Raw genomic sequence first — 18,029 nt, forward strand, 5'->3', positions numbered from 1 at the left:
CGCCTGGGGCGGGCCGGCCGGCGCAGCGTCGCCGGACCGGCCTGGGCGAGGGATCTGGGCCCGCCGCAGCCCTGCCTTAGCTGTGAAACAGGCGCTAACGACATACTCCGTCGAGTAGGAGCGCGATCGAGCGCTCGGGGTCCGCTGCGGACAGCATCGCGAAGAGCAGGGTCAGGTCGGCCGGGGTCAGATCCGGGCGGACCTGGCCCTGTTCCTGTGCGCGGCGCAGCACCGGGGCCAGGGCCAGGCCGAGCCGGTGATCGAGCCGGTCGCGGCCGCCGAGCAGTGGGCGGACTCCGGCGTACATGCGCAGGGCCGCGACCAGGACCTCGCGAAAGGTGCACGAGCCGGCGTCGATCACGGCCGCGAGCCGCTCCACCTGGTCGTCGACGACGGCCGCGATCAGGGCCGGCCGGTCGCGGAAGTGGCGATACAGGGTGGCCTGCCCGACCCCGGCCCGGCGGGCGATCTCCGGCATCAGCACACCGGTGTGGCGCAACATCAGCTCACTGGCCACGCGCACGATCGCCGTGCGGTTGCGCTGGGCGTCGCGTCGCCGCGGCGTCGGGGCTCCGTAGAGCACGGCACCCTCCTCAACCAGGGCATGTTACCGGCCGGTAATGATAATGTCACGAGCTTCAAATTCTCGGAACGGGCTCCTACGCTGCCGCCACCCAACTTGCGCGCGCCACCCCCGCCAGGAGAGTGCGTATGAAAGCCCTTTCCGCCATCGCCGTGGCCGTGCTGGCCGCGGTCACCCTCCAAGCCCCCGCCCAGGCCCAGGCCGCCGCCGCCCCGATGACGAGGTTCGTCGACATCACCGGAGATGGTGGCGTCGACCTCAAGGCCAACGTCGTCGCCCCCGCCACGGCCGGCCGGCATCCCGCGATCGTCTTCCCGTCCAGCTGGGGTCTTAACGACCTCGAGTACCTCGCCCAGGCCAACACCCTCGCCAACCGCGGGTACGTCGTCGTCTCCTACACCCCGCGCGGCTGGTGGGCCTCCGGCGGGGAGATCGACACCGCCGGGCCGCAGGACCTGGCCGACCTGTCCAAGGTCATCGACTGGACCATCGCCAACACCGCCGCCGACCCGGCCCGCATCGGTGCGGCCGGGGTCTCCTACGGTGCCGGGATCAGCCTGCTCGGCTCCGCGTTCGACCGCCGCATCCGCGCGGTCGTCATGATGAGCGGCTGGACCGACCTCGTCTACAGCCTGTATGGCGACAACACCCGCCACCAGCAGTCGGCCGGCCTGCTCAGCCTGGCCGCGACCCTGCTCGGCCACCCCGGCACCGACCTGAGCGGCAAGCTGGCCGACTTCAACGCCAACCGCAACGTCGAGCAGGTGCAGGCCTGGGCCCGGGCGCGCTCCGCGGCCACGTACCTCGACGCCATCAACGCCAACCGCCCCGCGGTCATGATCGCGAACGCGTGGGGCGACTCGTTCTTCCCACCGGACCAGCTCGTCGACTTCTTCGGCCGCCTCACGACGCCGAAGCGCCTCGAGCTCCGCCCGGGCGACCACGCGATCGCCGAGTTCACCGGCATTCTGGGACTGCCGAACGACGCCTGGACCAGTTTGTACCGCTGGTTCGACCAGTATCTCGCCGGAGTCGACACCGGCATCGGGGCGGAGCCGCCGGTCCAGCTGCAGCCGCTGAACGCGGGGGCGGAGCGCTATGCGAACTGGTCCGCGCTCAACACCGCCACGAAGCGCTACGGCCTCGGCTCGATCCGCTGGCTGGACGGCACCGGCCTGCTCGGCGGCAACCCCGGCACCGGCTGGAGCAAGACGCTCCCGGGCGACCTGGACACCGTCGCGAACGGCGGTGTCGTCCTGCTGACCAACGGCGTCGGCGCGTTCACCGGCCAGCAACCGCAGATCTGGCTGCCCGCCGTCGACCGGCTGCGGGCGGGCGTGTGGGCGGCGGAGCGGCCGTCGACGCCGACGAAGATCCGCGGCATCCCGAAGCTCCACCTGAACCTGACCGGCACCGCGGCGAAGGGGACGGTCGTCGCGTACCTCTACGACCTCGATACCCTCGGCAACGCCAAGCTCATCACCCACGCCCCCGTCACCTGGCTGGGCACGGCCGGCGGCAGCCGGACGGTGGACGTGAACCTGTCGGCGACCGCGTACGACGTCCCGGCCGGGCACTCGCTGACCCTCGTCGTCGACACCGCCGACCCGCTGTACTACGACGAGAACACCCTCGGCGGGACCGTCACCGTCGCCGGCGGGTCCTACGTGGACGTGCCGATCCGATAGAAATGGTGGCATGGCGACGTTCCGGCATCCCGGCACCGTGCTCACCGACCACTTCCTGACGGTGCCGCTCGACCACGACGACCCCGCGGGTGAGACCATCCAGGTATACGCCCGCGAGGTCGTCGCTCCCAGTACCACGGGAAAGCCCTGGCTCGTGTTCTTGCAAGGCGGCCCCGGCAGCGCGGCACCGCGACCGATCGGCCGCGACTCGTGGATCGACCGCGCCCTCGACGACTACCGCGTGCTCCTGCTCGACCAGCGCGGCACCGGCCGTTCGACCCGGATCAGCCGCCAGTCCCTGGCCGGGCGCGGTTCCCCGCCGGCCCAGGCCGAGTACCTGGCACACTTCCGCGCCGACAGCATCGTCCGCGACGCCGAAATCCTGCGCCGCCACCTCCTCGGCGCCGGCACGAAGTGGACGGTGCTCGGCCAGAGCTTCGGCGGCTTCTGCGCCGTGACCTACCTGTCGTTCGCCCCCGAAGGACTCCGCGAGGCCCTCATCACCGGCGGCCTGCCCGGCCTCTCGGCCCGAGCCGAGGACGTGTACCGGGCGACATATCCGCGGGTCGCGGCCAAGAACGACGCCCACTACGCCCGCTACCCCGAGGACGTCGACGCGGTCCGCGCGATCGCCGCCCACCTGCGCGAGCACGACGTCCGCCTCCCCGGCGGCGGCCGCCTCACCCTGCCGGCGTTCCAGGCGCTGGGCCTGGCGCTCGGCTCCAGCACCGGCTCCCACGAGCTGCACTACTTGACCGAGGACGCTTTCGAGTCGGCGGGGGTACTGTCCGACGCGTGGCTGTCCACTGTGGAGCACAGGTTGAGCTTCGTCACCAACCCGGCGTACCCGCTGCTCCACGAGGCCACCTACGGCCAGGGCGACGGCGCCACGAACTGGGCCGCCCACCGGGTCCGCGCCGAGCACCCGCAGTTCGACACCGGCGACCGCATCCTGTTCACCGGCGAGATGCACTACCCGTGGCAGTTCGAAACCGACCCGGCCCTCGCGCCGATGCGCGAGGCGGCCGAACTGCTCGCCGCCCGGCCGCACTGGCCCCGGCTCTACGACGCCGCCCGTCTGGGCACGAACGAGGTCCCGGTCGCGGCGGCGGTGTACTACGACGACATGTACGTGGACCGCGACCTTTCGCTCGGCACCGCCGCGAAGATCGCCGGCGCCCGGGTCTGGATCACCAACGAGTACGAGCACGACGCCCTGCGGGTCACGTCCGGCGCGGTCCTCGACCGGCTCATCGCGATGAACCGCGGCGAGGTCTGAGGGCTTCGGCCGGGATATCCTCGATTCGGGATCTCCTCGATGTGGGATCTCCTTGTGGTGTGGATATCCGTACCTCGGTTTCGGGTGGCACCACGATCGCCCGGACCGCCGATGGCACCGACGATGAGACCGTGACACGCCACGAGAACGAGATCCGGGTGCGGGACCCGCACCGCGAGTACCGCCGCGGCATCGCGTTCGCACTGCCGGTCAGCGGCGACCCGGTACCGTACCTCTCCGTGGGCACCTACGCACCGATCCTCGTCGGCGCGCTGATCCTCGCCGTGACCACACAGCTCGGCGCCGGTTCGCGGACCATCGCGCTCGACCTCGCCACCACCCGGGCCGCGCCGTGACCGAGCCACCACAACCCGCAGAGACCACGCCGTCGCAGCCCGCCGCGACCGAACCGCCGCGGGACGCCGTAGCCGAACCGCTGCCAGCCGCTGAAGACAAGCCGTCGCAGCCCGCCGCGACCGAACCGCCGCGGGACGCCGTAGCCGAACCGCTGCCAGCCGCTGAAGACAAGCCGTCGCAGCCCGCCGCGACCAAGCCAATACAGCCCGGCGTCGCCAAGCCGCCGCAGTCCGCCGCGACGAAGCCGTCGTGGCCCGCCGTGACGACGCCGCCGTGGGGCGGTGTGACGACGCCGCCGCGGAGCACTGCGACCACGCCGCCGCGGAGCGCTGCGACCACGCCGCCGCGGAGCGCTGTGACCACGCCGGCGTGGGGCGGTGTGGTCAGTCCGCCGCGGGTGCGGGTTGGTGAGTTCTTGTTCGCGCTGCTCGGGTTTCCGCTCGCGGTGGTGGGGCTGCTGCTGGGGCTGATCGGGGCGTACGCCGGGGGTGTGCTCGCCCTGACCGTGCTCGGGCTGCCCGTGCTCGCGGCCGAGGTGCGGGGGGCGCGGGTCGCCGGGGGGCTGCATCGGTGGCTGCTGCGGCTGCTCGGGGTGCGGATCGAGCCGCCGGGGCGGATCGCGGCGGCGGCGAACGTGTTCGGCTGGGTGCGGGCCGGCCTGACCGACTCGGCCGGGTGGCGGGCGGTCGCGTACCTGTTCATCCGGTTTCCACTAGCAGTGCTCGGTTTGCTAGCGGCGCTCGTCATGCCTGCGCTCGGCGCCGTTTCGATCGGGATGAGCTTGTACCTGATGCTGGCCCGGCCCGATGGTGAACCGCCGGGCGCGCAGACCGCCATCGCCGTCCCGGCCGGGCTGCTGCTCATCCTGGCGACGCCCTGGGCGGTGCGCGGCAACACCAACGCCAACGTGTGGGCGGGGCGGCTGCTGCTGGGCCAGAGCCGGGCCCAGCAGGAGCTGACCGACCTGCGCCGGGCCCGCAGCACGATGATCGCCGAGCACACCCGCAGCCTGCGCCAGATCGAGCAGGACCTCCACGACGGCACCCAGGCCCAGCTGGTCGCACTCGCGATACTGCTCACGCTCGTCGAGGATGCGGTGCCGCCGGACGATGACCGGGTCCGGCACCTCGTCGGACGGGCCCGAACGCAGACCGACGACACCATCGCCGAGCTGCGCCGCCTGATCCACGGCATCGACCCCACGGCACTGCAGGACGGCCTGCCCACGGCCCTGCGCACCCTCGCCGCCGACGCGCCCCTGCCGGTCGAACTGTCCATGCGGATGCCGGAGCGCGCCCAGGCCGGCATCGAGCGCATCGCCTACTTCTGCACCGCCGAACTCCTCACCAACGCGATCAAGCACAACCGCCCCACCCCGGCATCACGGGCAGATGCACAGTCGGCCCGGGCAGATGCACAGTCAGCCCGGGCAGATGCACAGTCGGCTGGAGGCGAGGGCGGAGGCGCAGACCAGGGCGGAGGCGGAGGCCGAGGCGGAGGCGAGGGCGGCGGCGGAGGCGGAGGCGAGGGCGGGGTCGGAGGCCAGGGCGGGGTCGGAGGCCAGGGCGGCGGCGGAGGCCAGGGCGGAGGCGCAGACCAGGGCGGCGGCGGAGGCGTGGGCGGCGGTGGAGCGGTGCGGGTCCGGATCGACGCGACGGCCGAAGAGGGACGGCTGCGGATCGCGGTGACGGACGACGGCCGCGGCGGTGCGGAGATCGGCGCCGGCACCGGGCTGGCCGGCCTGCGCGAACGCCTCGCCGCGGTCGACGGCACGCTGACCATCGACAGCCCACCCGGCGGGCCCACCCGAGCCGAGATCACCCTGCCGACCAGCATCTGAGCCACGAGAAGACCTCGGCCCGGCCGATCATCGCCGACCGGCGCCGGGCCCAGATCCCGGCCCGGTTCGACGAAAGCGGCCGGACGAGTGGTTAGCCCCCGGTCTCCGTCAGGTAGGTCACGACGGCCTTGACGCGGCGGTTGTCCTCGTCGGTCAGCGGGAGGTCGAACTTGCCGAAGATGGCGGCCGCGTGCTTCTCCACCGCCCGTTCGGTGACGACGAGCCGGGCCGCGATCGCCTTGTTCGAGAAGCCCTGCGCCATCAGGTCGAGGACCTCCCGCTCGCGGGCGGTCAGCCGGTCGAGCCGCGGCCGGCCGCCGCGCAGCATCCGGTCGACGATCTCCGGGTCGAGGGCCGTGCCACCGCCGGCGACGCGGTGCAGGGCGTCGACGAATTCGGAGACGGCCGCGACCCGCTCCTTCAGCAGGTATCCGACGCCGCGGGCGCCGGTCGCGAGGAGCCGGGTGGCGAGGGAGGAGTCGGCGTGCTGGGAGAAGATCAGTATGCCCAGGGCCGGGTGGTCGGCGCGGAGCTGTTCCGCGGCCCGGATGCCCTCGTCGGTGAAGGTCGGCGGCAGGCGGATGTCCACAATGGCCACGTCCGGGGTGTGCTCGGCGGCCGCGGCGCGGAGGCCCTCCGGCGTGCCGGCCGTGGCGACGACCTGGCAGCCGCGGGTGCTCAGCAGTTCCACCATCCCGTCGCGGAGGATGACCGAGTCCTCGGCGATGACTACCCGCAGGTCCATCCGTGCAGCGTACGGACGCCGGGGCGGGCGCCGGTCGGGCGCCCGCCCCAGTTCCTAACCCCCAGTAAAGCTTCTAGCGGCGCGGCCTCTGCGGGATGCGGGGCAGCACCAGCGGCGGGCCGGCCGCGGCGAGGTCGCCCTGGACCGTGCGCAGCGACTTCTTCGGCTGGTAGTTCGCGTCCCACAGGCAGCCCGCGCCCTCGGGCGGGTTCGTGAACCAGGTGGGGATCCACGAGTGCTTGTCGGTGAAGCCCCAGACCGTGAACGACAGGCAGTGCCGGTTCATGAGGCAGGCCTGCAGCAGCACGTGGTAGTTGTACGCGGAGGCCTGGTCGCGAGCGGTCAGGTCGGCGCTCGCCGCGTCCTGCGTCGGGTCCTTCGCGTCCTTCATGAGGCTGCGGGCATCCACCTCGGTCATGGCCACGGCCAGGTCGAGGTCCGTGAACCGCTGCAGCGTGTCGGCCACCTGGAACACATCGTAGTTGCCGTACTGCGTTGCGAGGTGGCCCTGGCTGCCGACGCCGTCGATCGGGACGCCCTGGGACCGCAGCTTCTTGACCATGTTGTAGACGAACTGGGTCTTGTCGCCGGGGCCGCCGTCGCCGAAGGCATCGATGTTGTAGTCGTTGTAGAACAGCAGGGCCTTGGCGTCGGCGGCGCGGGCCCAGCGGAACGCGTCGGCGAGGTAGTCGGGGCCGAGCAGGTCGGCGAACTTCTGCTTCAGCGAGCCGGCGTTGCCGCCGAGGTGGATCGCCGACGGGGTCTCCCACGGGTCGGAGACGGCCTCGTTGACGACGTCCCACTGCCAGATCTTGCCGCGGAAGTGGGTCGCGACGTCGGTGATGTGCTTCTTCAACAATGCGCGCAGCTGCGGACCGTCGATGGTGCCGTCCTGGATGCCGGTGCTGAGCCAGCCGGGGAGCTGGCTGTACCAGACCAGGACGTGGCCGCGGACGAGCTGATGGTTCTTCTCGGCCATGGCGACGAACGCGTCGGCGGCGGCCCAGTTGTATGTGCCCCGGGTCGGCTCCAGGCTCTCCCACTTCATGGCGTTCTCGGCGGTGACCGTCGAGAACTGCTTGTCCACAAAGGTTTTGTACTGTGGGTCGGCCGGATCGGCATAGGCGGCGGGATCGACCGCGGTGCCGAAGGACAGCCCGTGCCGGGCCGCGAGGCCGCGCAGGCTCTGGTCCTGCGTCGCCGGTGGGCGGGGACCACCGGCGGACGCTGTGATGCCACCGGTTGAAGCTGCGACTACGGCCGCCAGAAGGCCCGCGGTGGCCATTCTGCGTAATGTCATGAGCGTGGCTCCCGATTGTTTCGAAACAATTCCGGAAATCGCCTTGAGACATCGACGCTATTGGCTCACCAAACCGGCCGTCAATAACCCTCCGTTATCGAAACAAGGCCAAATCACTGGGCGGAGTTCGAGACCCGCTTGCTGATGATGTCGAAAGCGACCGCGGCGATCAGGACGAGGCCCTTGATGGCCTGTTGCCAGGCCGCGTCGACGCCGAGGATGGACAGGCCCATGTTCAGCACGCCCATGATCAGCGCGCCGATCACGGCCCCCGTGACCTTGCCGATACCGCCGGTCACGGCCGTGCCGCCGATGAACGCGGCGGCGATCGCGTCCAATTCGTAGTTGGTGCCGGCACCGGCGACACCGGCTCCGGCGCGCGAGGTGGTGACGACCGCGGCGACGCCCGCGAGGATGCCCATGTTGACGAAAATCAGGAAAGTTACACGCTTGGTCTTCACGCCGGAAAGTTTCGCCGCGGCGAGATTTCCGCCCATCGCGTAGATGTGCCGGCCGAACACGGTGTTGCCCATAATATACGTATACAAAATGACGAGCGCGCCGACGATGATGAGCACGTTGGGGGTGCCGTCGGTGCTCTCGGCGAGCAGATAGGTGATGTAGGCGATGAGCGCCGTGAACACGACGAGCTTGCCGATGAACGCGCCCCGCGGCTCCAGGCGCAGGTCGTAGCGGATCAGCTCGCGGCGGGTCCGCAGCTGCGAGAGCGCGAGGCCGCCGATGGCCACGATGCCGACCAGCAGCGTCATGCCGTCGAGGTTGCCGAGGAAGCCCAGCGCGTTGGGCAGCGACTTGGCCGCGATCGCGCCGAAGCCCTTGTCCTGCACCGGCACGGTCTGGCTCACGGCGAGCACGGCGAGGCCGCGGAAGAGCAGCATGCCGCCGAGCGTGACGATGAAGGCCGGGATGCCGACGTAGGCGATGAAGAAGCCCTGCCAGCAGCCGACGACGATGCCGATCGCGATCGACGCGGCCACGGCCAGGGGCCACGGCCAGCCCCACTCGGTGATCATGAGGGCGCAGACGCCACCGATGAACGCCACGATGGAGCCGACGGACAGGTCGATGTGCTGGGCGACGATGACCATGACCATGCCGATGGCCAGGATCAGCACGTACGCGTTCTGCTGCACGAGCGCGGCGACGTTGTCGGGGTACAGCAGCCGCCCGTCGGTCAGGATCTGGAACGTGATGACGATGGCGATGAGCACCGTCAGCATGCCGTACTGCCAGAGGTTCTGACCCAGGTATCCGCGCAGCGACGAGACCTCCGTGGGCTTCGTCTCCGGCTGCAGTGTTTCCGTCGTGCTCATCGGGAGACCCCACTCTTGTCCATCGTCATGTATCGCATCAGGCCCTCCTGGGTGGCCGCGGCCCGGTCCATCTCGCCGGTGATCCGGCCCTGGCTCATCGCGTAGATCCGGTCGCAGATCCCGAGCAGCTCCGGCAGCTCCGAGGAGATGACGATGACCGCCTTGCCCGCGTCCGCGAGGGCGTTGATGATTTCGTAGATCTCGTACTTGGCGCCGACGTCGATGCCGCGCGTCGGCTCGTCGAGGATGAGCACCTCGGGCTCGGTGAAGAGCCACTTGCTCAGCACGACCTTCTGCTGGTTACCGCCGGAGAGCTTGCCGGTGAGCACGGCGACGGAGTCGGCCTTGACCCGCATCTCCTTGCGCAGCCGCTCGGCCCGGTGCACCTCCTCGGCGTTGTTGACCACGCCGAGTTTCGCGACGGCCGCGAGCTTGGCCGCGGTGATGTTGCGCTTGATGTCCTCGATGAGGTTGAGGCCGTAGCGCTTGCGGTCCTCCGTGGCGTAGGCGATCCCGTGGCCGATGGCCTCGTCGACCGAGCGGACCCGGATCTCCTTGCCGTGCAGGTACAGCCGCCCGGAGATGCCGGTGCCGTAGCTGTGCCCGAACACGCTCATCGCCAGCTCGGTGCGGCCGGCGCCCATGAGCCCGGCGATGCCGACGATCTCGCCGCCGCGCACGCGCAGGGCGGCGTTGTCGACGACGACCCGGCCGCGGTCGATCGGGTGGTGCACGGTCCAGTCCTCGATCCGCAGCACCTCCTCGCCGATGCGCGGGGTGTGCTCGGGGTAGCGGTGCGCGAGGTCGCGGCCGACCATGGCCCGGATGATCTGCTCCTCGGACACCGGTTCGGCGCCGTGCATGTCGAACGTGGCGACGGTCCGGCCGTCGCGGATGACGGTCGTCGTGTCGGCGATCGCGGCGATCTCGTTGAGCTTGTGCGAAATGATGATCGACGTGATCCCCTGGCCCTTGAGCTGGCGGATCAGGCCGAGCAGGTGCTCGGAGTCGGCGTCGTTGAGCGCGGCCGTCGGTTCGTCGAGGATCAGCAGCCGGACCCGCTTCGACAGGGCCTTGGCGATCTCGACCAGTTGCTGCTTGCCGACGCCGATGTCGAGGATCTTGGTGTCCGGCTGCTCGGCCAGGCCGACCCGGGCGAGGAGCTCGGCGGCCCGCTTGTTGGTCTGGGGCCAGTTCACGATCCCGCGCGCGGCCTGCTCGTTGCCGAGGAAGATGTTCTCGGCGATCGACAGGAATGGGCTGAGGGCCAGCTCCTGGTGGATGATCACGATCCCGCGCTGCTCGGAGTCGCGGATCGAGCGGAAGTGGCACGGCTCGCCGTCGAAGACGATGTCGCCGTCGTAGGAGCCGTGGGAGTACACCCCGGAAAGAATCTTCATCAGGGTCGACTTGCCGGCGCCGTTCTCGCCGCAGATCGCGTGGACCTCGCCCTCCGTCACGCTCATCGTGACGTCCTGCAGGGCTTTCACGCCCGGAAACGTTTTGGTGATGCCGTGCATCTCGAGCAACAAGGGCATTGGGGGCTTCCCTCTACAAAGTCGCGTGTGGGCCGGGCCCGCTGTTCGCGGACCCGGCCCCGGTGGCGCTATGGGTTACAGACCCAGGTCAGAGGCCTTGAAGAAGCCGGAGTCGACCAGCTTCGACTTCACGTCGTCCTTCGTGACGACGACCGGCGGGAGCAGGTAGGACGGCACGACCTTGACGCCGTTGTTGTACGTCTTGGTGTCGTTGGTCTCCACCGTGGAGCCCTTGGAGATCGCGTCGACCATCTTGGCGACCTGGTCGCCGAGGGTCCGGGTGTCCTTCCAGACCGTCATCGACTGCTTGCCGGCCAGGATGTTCTTGGTGTTGGCCAGGTCGGCGTCCTGCCCGGTGAGCAGCGGCCAGTCCCCGCCCGGCTTGTAGCCGTGCGAGTCCAGCGACTGCGCGATACCCAGGGCCAGGGAGTCGTTCGGCGACAGGACGACCTCGACCTTCTTGCCGCCGGTGTAGAAGGAGTTGAGCCGGTTGTCCATCTCGGCCTGCGCCGTCTCCGTCTTCCAGCCGTTGATCGAGACCGTCTTCCAGTCGTCGTTGCTGGCCAGCTTCTTGCCCGACGGGATCACCAGCTTGCCGCTGTCGACGTACTGCTTGAGCACGTCCCAGGCGCCGGCGAAGAAGAACTTGGCGTTGTTGTCGTCCGAGGAGCCCGCGAACGGCTCGAGGTTGAACGGGCCCTTGCCGCTGTCGAGGCCCAGCTTGGACACGATGAACTGGCCCTGGAGCTGGCCGACCTTGTAGTTGTCGAAGGTCGCGTAGTAGTCGACGTTGGGGCTCTGGTTGATCAGCCGGTCATAGGCGATGACCTTGACCTTCTTGTCGGCCGCCTGCTGCAGCACCGGAGCCAGGGCCGTGCCGTCGATCGAGGCGATGACCAGGACCTTCGCCTTGTCGTTGATCATGTTCTGGAGCTGGGTGATCTGCTGGTCGACCTTGTTGTCGGCGTACTGCAGCGACGTCTTGTAGCCCGCCTTCTTGAGCAGGTCCTCGAGGTGGGCGCCGTCGTTGTTCCAGCGCTCCAGGCTGCGGGTCGGCATGGCGATGCCAACCAGCGCGGGACCGCTGTCGCCACCGCCGGCGTTGTCGTCCTTGCGGGTCTCGCTGCACGCGGAGGTCGTGGCGAGCAGGGCGGCCAGGGCGGTGGCGGCCAGGACCCGGAACGGCTTGAACTGCATCCTCGGCGCCTCCTTTCTATCGGAGGTGGGGTGTGCGCAGAGGTTTGTTATGGCCGCGAACATACCTCCCCCGACGGAAGATCATGGGTCACAGATCGGTAACACCATGGTCAACTCCGTTGTCCGGCAAGTGTTTCGAAACACTTGTTACCTTAGCTCTAATATAATTAGTGCTATGGTACTGCCGTGACTGCGGAACTCCGGCAGGTCTTCGACGACCTCGTCCGATTCGAAACTGCTCTATGGAACGGCATCGACGCGCGACTGCGGGCGGCCGGCGCCGTCCCCCTCGGCAGCCTCAACGTGCTGCAGGTCGTGGCCCGCACCTCGCCGTGCCGCGTGAACGAGGTCGCCGACGCGCTGGCCATCACCATCGGTGGCGCCAGCCAGGCGGTCGACCGCCTGGTGGCCCGCGAGCTGCTGGCCCGGCGGCCCAACCCGGGCGACCGGCGATCGTCCATTGTGGAGCTCACCGGGGCCGGATCCGACGCTCTGGCCGCCGCCGAGGCCGTGTTCGACGCGGAACTCGCCCGGTGGTTCGAGGGCGCCCTGACGGGTAGCGCCCTGCGGAGCTTCGCCCGCACCCTGTCGGCGCTGCGTGCCTTTTCCGGAGGACAACATGACTAGTGGTACTGCGCGAGCCGTGCGCTTCGACGCCTTCGGCGGACCGGAAGTGCTGTATGTGACCGACATCCCGATGCCGTCACCCGGACCCGGTGAGGTGGTGGTCGCGGTGCGCGCGGCCGGCATCAACCCGGGCGAGAGCGGCATTCGCACCGGAGCACTGGAGTTCCGGTACCGGACCAGCTTCCCGTGTGGCGAGGGCAGCGATCTGGCCGGCGTCGTCACCGCCCTCGGGCCCGGGGTGACCGGGTTCGCGGTCGGCGACGAGGTGCTCGGGTTCTCCTGGACCCGCTCCAGTCACGCCACCCACACCGCCGTCCCCGTCACCCAGCTCATCCCGAAGCCGCCGGCGCTGTCGTGGGAGGTCGCCGGGGCCCTGTACGTGGTGGCCTGCACCGCCTTCGCGGCCGTGCGCGCGATCCACTTCGAGGCGGGCGAGACGGTCGCGGTGTCGGCCGCGGCCGGTGGCGTCGGCACGCTGACCGTCCAGCTGCTGCGGCACAAGGGCGTCAACGTGCTCGGCATCGCGTCACCGTCCAATCAGGACTGGCTCGCGGCCCACGGCGCCGTGCAGGTGTCCTACGGCCCCGGTTTGACGCAACGGCTGCGGGCGGCGGCGCCGGACGGGATCGACGCGTTCATCGACCTGTTCGGGCCGCAGTACGTCGACCTCGCCCTCGAGCTCGGCATCCCGAAGGACCGCATCAACACCATCATCGCCTTCCAGGCCGCCGAGCGCCTCGGGGTGAAGGCCGAGGGCAGCGAGCAGGCGTCCACAGTGGACGTGCTGACGTACATGGCCGGGTTGGTCGCCGACGGCACCCTGGAGATCCCGATCGCCGCCACCTACGCCCTCGACGACGTGGTGAAGGCGTTCGAAGAGCTCGACCACCGGCACACCCGCGGCAAGATCGTGCTGGTGCCCGCTCCGTAAAGTGGGCTGGTGACCTTCCGGCTCGGGATCGACTTGGGCACCTCCACCACGGTGGCCGTTTTATCCAGCTCGGGGACGATCCGTCCGCTCCTGTTCGACGCCTCGCCCCTGCTGTCCTCGGCGGTCTTCGCCGGGTCGGGGCCGGCCGCCGGCTCGGGGCCGGTGTTGCTCACCGGGCAGGACGCCGAGCGGGCCGCGGGAAGCCGGCCGGACGGGCTGGAGGCCAACCCGAAGCGGCGCATCGACGAGGGGACCGTGTGGCTCGGCGAGCGGGAGTACCCGGTCGCCGAGGTCCTCGCGGCCGTCCTGCGCCGGGTCGCCGACGAGGCCCGCCGGGTCGCCGGGGCCCCGATCGCCGAGGTCGTCCTGACCCACCCGGCGGCCTGGGGCCGGACCCGGCTGACCGTGCTCGCCGACGCCGCCGCGCGGGCCGGATTCGGTGAGGTCGGGCTGGTCCCGGAGCCCGTGGCGGCCGCGGCCTACTTCGCCACCGTCCGCGATCTGCGGCCCGGGCAGTGCGTGGTCGTGTACGACCTCGGCGCCGGCACCTTCGACGTGAGCGTCGTGCGGGTCGGGCCGCCGTTCGAGGTTGTCGCGGCGGCCGGGCTGGCCGATGTGGGCGGTCTGGACCTCGACGCCGCCGTCGTCGAGCACGCCCGCGGGCTCACCACCGGCTCGGCCGAGGCGTGGGGCCGGCTGAGCTGGCCGCAGAACACCGAGGACCAGCAGGCCCGCCGGGCGCTGTGGACCGCGGCCCGGGCCACGAAGGAGCAGCTGACCCGGCACACGACCGCCGACCTGCACCTGCCCCTCGTCGGGACCGACCTGCACCTGACCCGCGACGAGTTCGAGCACGCCGCCCGGCCGCACCTCGACCGGACGGTCGCACTGACGGTGCGGGTGCTGCGCGAGTCCGGCGTCGCCCCCGAGCACATCGGCGGCGTCTTCCTGGTCGGCGGCTCCTCCCGCATCCCCCTGGCGGCCACGTTGCTGCACCGGGCTCTCCGCATGCCCCCGACGATCGTGGATCAGCCGGAGCTCGTGGTGGCCGAGGGCAGCCTCCTCGCACCGGCGATCCACGCCGCCGTCGCCCCACCGACCGAGGAGCTGCAACCGGATCCGGCTCCCCCGCCACCGGTTGCCCCGGTTGCCCCGGTTGCCCCGGTTGCCATGGTTGCCCCGGTTGCCATGGTTGCCCCGGTTGCACCGCCCCCGGTCGCTCGGCGGCGCGGCGGCCGGCGCTGGGTGGCGGCGCTGGTCGTGATCGTGCTGCTCACCTTCGGCGGGGCGGGGGTGAAGGTGTGGCTGGACGGTCGCGGTCCGCTGCTGGCCGAGCTCAAGGGGCACAGCGGCAACGTGTTCGCCGTCGCCTTCAACCACCGGGGTGACCTGGTCGCCAGCGCCGGTGCGGACAAGACCGTGCGGCTGTGGAACCCCAACACCCGGGCCGCCGCCGGCCAGCACCCCCTGGAGACGAGCACCGAACTGCGGGCGGTCGCGTTCAGCCCGGACGACACGCTGCTCGCCGCGGCCGGCGCCGACGAACGCATCCACCTGTGGGACCTGCCGTCGCTCAGCCCGCGTACGGTGCCGGACGGTTCGGCCCGGCGGTTCCCGATCCAGACGCTCGCGTTCGACAAGACCGGCTCGCGGATCGCGGTCGGCGGCGACGGCGGCATCGGGGTGGTGCTCGACGTCAGGACCGGTGCGCAGCTGGCCGAGTTCGACGCGCTGAGCGGCGGGTTCATCCGGGCGATCGCGTTCAACCCGCAGGAGCCGGACGACGTCATCGTCGGCGGGAACCGGGCTTCGATCGTGCGGTACACCACGGCGGATCGTGGCCGCGAGATCGAGGTGCCGGCCGGGACGAAGCACGGCTTCAACGAGGTCCGCGCGGTCGCGTACAGCCCGGACGGTACCGTCGCGGCCAGTGCCGGCGCCGACGGCAGTATCCTGGAGTGGCCGCTCGACCAGGCCGGCATCGCCGCCACCACGCTCGGGCGGCACAGCCAGGCCGCGAACGCGGTCGCCTTCGACCGCACCGGCGCGACGATCGCCAGCGGCGGCAACGACCGGCGGCTGCGGTTCTGGAACGCCGCCACGCACGCCGCGCTCACCGACCTCGACGCGGGCGGCAACGTCCTCGCCCTCGCCTACAGCCCGGCCGCGGACCGCCTCGTCACCGGCTCCGACGACGGGTCCGTCCGCCTCTGGTCGGCCCCCGAATAGCGGAACTTTCCCACGTCACGGGCCGCTCCAAAAAAATCTTGGAAAGAATCCGGGCGATGGTGTCGATCGGGGGCGGTGCGATTCGTAGCCCTGGTGAGAGCCCGGCACGGAGCCGGACCACCGAACCGCTGGAGGACACGATGACCACCACCGCGAACCCGACCCGGACCGCCACCACCTCCTCCACCACCGCGCGCCCCGGCATCCGCGCCGTCCTCGGCCACGGCGCCCTGGCCACGGTCGCCGCGAGCGCCGCCACGATGGCCGTCGCCGCCGCCGGTCACGCCGCCGGGATCAGCCTCGACATGGCCGGCGCCCCCATCCCGGTCAGCGGGTTCGGCGTGCTGACCGCGGTGTTCTCGCTGGTCGGCGTGGTCCTGGCGGCCGCGCTGGCCCGGTTCGCCCGCCGCCCGCGGCGCGCGTTCGTCCGCACGACCGTGATCCTGACCGTGCTGTCGCTGGTGCCGGACGTGATCGCGGACGCCGCGCCGGGTACGAAGGCGCTGCTGATGCTCACCCACCTGGTCGCCGCCGCGATCGTCATCCCCGTCGTCGCCCGCCGCCTGTCCGCCTGAGGCTCGTCACAACAGAAGGAGAACCGCCATGAAGCAGTACCTGCTGTCCGTGCATTACGTCGAGGGCGAACCGGCGATGACGGACGAGGAGATGCAGACCATGTTCCGGGAGACCGGCCGGGTCAACGACGAGATGCAGGCCGCGGGCGCGTGGGTGTTCGGCGGCGGGCTCACGATGCCCGACAGCGCCACCGTCGTGCGGATCGACAACGGCGCCACCACGATGACCGACGGCCCGTTCGCCGAGGCGAAGGAGCACATCGCCGGCTTCTGGGTCATCAAGTGCGAGGACCTCGACGCGGCCCTGGCCTGGGCCGAGAAGTGCGCGGCGGCCTGCGGCGGCCCGATCGAGGTGCGCCCCTTCGACGAGCTCTCCCAGCCCGCCTGAGCATGGACCTGACCAGCGTCTACCGGGCCGAGTACGGCCGCTGCGTCGCCACCTTGACCCGCCTCCTCGGCGACATCAACCTCGCGGAGGAGGCGGTCCAGGACGCCTTCACCACGGCGCTGCAGAAGTGGGAGACGCTGCCGCCGAACCCGGGCGCCTGGATCGTGACCACGGCCCGCAACCGGGCCATCGACCGGCTCCGCCGGGAGACGACCCGCGAGGCCCGGCACGCCGAAGCACTGCTCCTGCGACAACCGGACGAGCCCCAGGAGGTGGGACCCGTGCACGACGACCAGCTGCGCCTCATCTTCACCTGCTGCCACCCGGCGCTCGCCCCCGACGCCCGCACCGCCCTCACGCTCCGCCTGCTCGGCGGCCTCGAGGTCCCGGAGATCGCCCGCGCCTACCTGGTCCAGGAGGCGACGATCGCCCAGCGGATCGTGCGGGCCAAGCGAAAGATCCGCGACGCCGGCATCCCCTACCGGGTGCCGCACGAGCACGAACTCCCCGACCGCCTGCCCCCGGTTCTGACCGTCCTGTACCTGATGTTCAACGAGGGCTACACGGCCACCGCCGGCCCGCTGATCCGCACCGACCTGTGCGCGGAGGCGATCCGCCTGGCCCGCGAACTGGCGTCGCTGATGCCCGACGAGCCCGAGGTGCTCGGCCTCCTGGCGCTCCTCCTGCTCACCGAGGCCCGCCGCCCCGCCCGCCAGGACCCGTCCGGCAACCTGGTACTCCTGGCCGACCAGGACCGCTCCCGGTGGAACCGCCCCCTGATCGCCGAGGGCCACGACCTGGTCCGCCGCTGCCTGCGCCGCAACCGCCCCGGCCCCTACCAGATCCAGGCCGCCATCAGCGCCGTCCACACCGACGGCGACGCGACCGACTGGCCGCAGGTCCTGGCCCTGTACGACCAGCTCCTGGCCCTGGTCCCGACCCCGATCGTGGCCCTGAACCGCGCGGTCGCCGTCGCCGAGGTCCACGGCCCGGCGCTGGCCCTGGCCGCGCTGGAGGATCTGGACCTGCCGGGCTTCCACCGCCTCCCCGCCACCCGGGCCCACCTCCTGACCCAGCTCGGCCGGCTCGAGGAGGCGAGCGCGGCCTATTCGGAGGCGATCGCGCTGGCCACCAACGAGACGGAGCGCGCCTTCCTGCAGACCCGCAGGGCCGAACTGCCGAGGTAGGCCGCTCACGTTTCTGGGCCGGCCCGTCTGGGCCGCTTTCGGAGCCGGCACGCCTGATCGCGCCCGCTGCTCAGGCCGAACCCCTCAGCCCGCTCGGCCGCGTCTGGGCCAGCCCGTCTGGGGCCGCATTCGGAGCCGGCACACCTGATCGCGGCCGCTGCTCAGGTCGAACCCCCTCGGCCCGCTCGGCCGTGCGAGAGGCGATATGTCGGGCGCTTCGCGCCACGACAT

Annotated in this window: 16 protein-coding genes; 10 read left to right on the forward strand and 6 right to left on the reverse strand. The window is 70.9% G+C overall.

Annotation, left to right across the window (positions count from 1 at the left end; all coding sequences use genetic code 11):
• Positions 1 to 94: 94 nt before the first annotated feature.
• A complete protein-coding gene (locus ACIA8L_RS32595) occupies positions 95 to 583 on the reverse strand; it encodes a TetR/AcrR family transcriptional regulator (protein ID WP_395910433.1) in 489 nt (162 codons plus the stop codon).
• A 128-nt stretch (positions 584 to 711) separates the two neighbouring features.
• Here ACIA8L_RS32595 and ACIA8L_RS32600 point away from each other — a divergent pair, with 128 nt between their 5' ends.
• From ACIA8L_RS32600 to ACIA8L_RS32615, 4 genes are all read left to right on the forward strand, one after another.
• Complete coding sequence (locus ACIA8L_RS32600; protein WP_395910434.1) at positions 712 to 2,271, forward strand: CocE/NonD family hydrolase; 1,560 nt, start codon at positions 712 to 714, stop codon at positions 2,269 to 2,271.
• Positions 2,272 to 2,281: 10 nt separating this feature from the next.
• Positions 2,282 to 3,550 (forward strand): alpha/beta fold hydrolase, encoded by a 1,269-nt coding sequence (locus tag ACIA8L_RS32605; RefSeq protein ID WP_395910435.1) that lies wholly within the window; start codon positions 2,282 to 2,284, stop codon positions 3,548 to 3,550.
• A gap of 131 nt (positions 3,551 to 3,681) precedes the next feature.
• Positions 3,682 to 3,906, forward strand: coding sequence for a hypothetical protein (locus ACIA8L_RS32610; RefSeq protein WP_395910436.1), 225 nt, complete (start codon positions 3,682 to 3,684; stop codon positions 3,904 to 3,906).
• 356 nt (positions 3,907 to 4,262) lie between these two features.
• Complete coding sequence (locus ACIA8L_RS32615; RefSeq protein WP_395910437.1) at positions 4,263 to 5,747, forward strand: sensor histidine kinase; 1,485 nt, start codon at positions 4,263 to 4,265, stop codon at positions 5,745 to 5,747.
• Positions 5,748 to 5,838: 91 nt separating this feature from the next.
• On the opposite strand, the gene ACIA8L_RS32620 is transcribed toward ACIA8L_RS32615, so the two are convergent.
• The 5 genes from ACIA8L_RS32620 to chvE form a co-directional block, all read right to left on the reverse strand.
• Positions 5,839 to 6,486: a response regulator gene (locus tag ACIA8L_RS32620; RefSeq protein ID WP_395910933.1), complete on the reverse strand. Its 648-nt coding sequence runs from the start codon at positions 6,484 to 6,486 to the stop codon at positions 5,839 to 5,841.
• Positions 6,487 to 6,565: 79 nt separating this feature from the next.
• Positions 6,566 to 7,792, reverse strand: a complete 1,227-nt coding sequence (locus ACIA8L_RS32625) for an endo-1,4-beta-xylanase (RefSeq protein ID WP_395910438.1) — start codon at positions 7,790 to 7,792, stop codon at positions 6,566 to 6,568.
• 113 nt (positions 7,793 to 7,905) lie between these two features.
• Positions 7,906 to 9,126: a multiple monosaccharide ABC transporter permease gene (gene mmsB, locus ACIA8L_RS32630; RefSeq protein WP_395910439.1), complete on the reverse strand. Its 1,221-nt coding sequence runs from the start codon at positions 9,124 to 9,126 to the stop codon at positions 7,906 to 7,908.
• On the reverse strand, positions 9,123 to 10,664 hold the full coding sequence (gene mmsA / locus ACIA8L_RS32635) for a multiple monosaccharide ABC transporter ATP-binding protein (RefSeq protein ID WP_395910440.1): 1,542 nt from the start codon (positions 10,662 to 10,664) through the stop codon (positions 9,123 to 9,125). The genes mmsB and mmsA overlap by 4 nt, the downstream gene beginning before the upstream one ends.
• Before the next feature lie 75 nt (positions 10,665 to 10,739).
• Positions 10,740 to 11,861, reverse strand: a complete 1,122-nt coding sequence (chvE, locus tag ACIA8L_RS32640) for a multiple monosaccharide ABC transporter substrate-binding protein (protein ID WP_395910441.1) — start codon at positions 11,859 to 11,861, stop codon at positions 10,740 to 10,742.
• Between the two features lie 186 nt (positions 11,862 to 12,047).
• Here chvE and ACIA8L_RS32645 point away from each other — a divergent pair, with 186 nt between their 5' ends.
• From ACIA8L_RS32645 to ACIA8L_RS32670, 6 genes are all read left to right on the forward strand, one after another.
• Complete coding sequence (locus tag ACIA8L_RS32645) at positions 12,048 to 12,488, forward strand: MarR family winged helix-turn-helix transcriptional regulator (RefSeq protein ID WP_395910442.1); 441 nt, start codon at positions 12,048 to 12,050, stop codon at positions 12,486 to 12,488.
• Positions 12,481 to 13,419 (forward strand): NADP-dependent oxidoreductase, encoded by a 939-nt coding sequence (locus ACIA8L_RS32650; RefSeq protein ID WP_395910443.1) that lies wholly within the window; start codon positions 12,481 to 12,483, stop codon positions 13,417 to 13,419. Before ACIA8L_RS32645 ends, ACIA8L_RS32650 begins: the two co-directional genes overlap by 8 nt.
• Before the next feature lie 9 nt (positions 13,420 to 13,428).
• Positions 13,429 to 15,648: an Hsp70 family protein gene (locus ACIA8L_RS32655; protein WP_395910444.1), complete on the forward strand. Its 2,220-nt coding sequence runs from the start codon at positions 13,429 to 13,431 to the stop codon at positions 15,646 to 15,648.
• Positions 15,649 to 15,788: 140 nt separating this feature from the next.
• Complete coding sequence (locus ACIA8L_RS32660) at positions 15,789 to 16,223, forward strand: DUF6069 family protein (protein ID WP_395910445.1); 435 nt, start codon at positions 15,789 to 15,791, stop codon at positions 16,221 to 16,223.
• A gap of 28 nt (positions 16,224 to 16,251) precedes the next feature.
• Positions 16,252 to 16,611: a YciI family protein gene (locus ACIA8L_RS32665; protein WP_395910446.1), complete on the forward strand. Its 360-nt coding sequence runs from the start codon at positions 16,252 to 16,254 to the stop codon at positions 16,609 to 16,611.
• Positions 16,612 to 16,613: 2 nt separating this feature from the next.
• Entirely contained in the window at positions 16,614 to 17,798 is a 1,185-nt protein-coding gene (locus ACIA8L_RS32670; RefSeq protein WP_395910447.1) for an RNA polymerase sigma factor, read from the forward strand.
• Positions 17,799 to 18,029: the final 231 nt, after the last annotated feature.

The sequence above is a fragment of the Dactylosporangium sp. NPDC051541 genome (assembly GCF_044454505.1).
Taxonomy (GTDB): domain Bacteria; phylum Actinomycetota; class Actinomycetes; order Mycobacteriales; family Micromonosporaceae; genus Dactylosporangium.

What these genes read in the sequence shown, in the direction of transcription:
- chvE (WP_395910441.1), bottom strand. Translation starts at nt 11,861, where the DNA reads ATGCAGTTCAAGCCGTTCCGGGTCCTGGCCGCCACCGCCCTGGCCGCC.
- ACIA8L_RS32605 (WP_395910435.1), top strand. Translation starts at nt 2,282, where the DNA reads ATGGCGACGTTCCGGCATCCCGGCACCGTGCTCACCGACCACTTCCTG.
- mmsB (WP_395910439.1), bottom strand. Translation starts at nt 9,126, where the DNA reads ATGAGCACGACGGAAACACTGCAGCCGGAGACGAAGCCCACGGAGGTC.
- ACIA8L_RS32650 (WP_395910443.1), top strand. Translation starts at nt 12,481, where the DNA reads ATGACTAGTGGTACTGCGCGAGCCGTGCGCTTCGACGCCTTCGGCGGA.
- ACIA8L_RS32625 (WP_395910438.1), bottom strand. Translation starts at nt 7,792, where the DNA reads ATGACATTACGCAGAATGGCCACCGCGGGCCTTCTGGCGGCCGTAGTC.
- ACIA8L_RS32670 (WP_395910447.1), top strand. Translation starts at nt 16,614, where the DNA reads ATGGACCTGACCAGCGTCTACCGGGCCGAGTACGGCCGCTGCGTCGCC.
- ACIA8L_RS32665 (WP_395910446.1), top strand. Translation starts at nt 16,252, where the DNA reads ATGAAGCAGTACCTGCTGTCCGTGCATTACGTCGAGGGCGAACCGGCG.
- ACIA8L_RS32600 (WP_395910434.1), top strand. Translation starts at nt 712, where the DNA reads ATGAAAGCCCTTTCCGCCATCGCCGTGGCCGTGCTGGCCGCGGTCACC.
- ACIA8L_RS32660 (WP_395910445.1), top strand. Translation starts at nt 15,789, where the DNA reads ATGACCACCACCGCGAACCCGACCCGGACCGCCACCACCTCCTCCACC.
- mmsA (WP_395910440.1), bottom strand. Translation starts at nt 10,664, where the DNA reads ATGCCCTTGTTGCTCGAGATGCACGGCATCACCAAAACGTTTCCGGGC.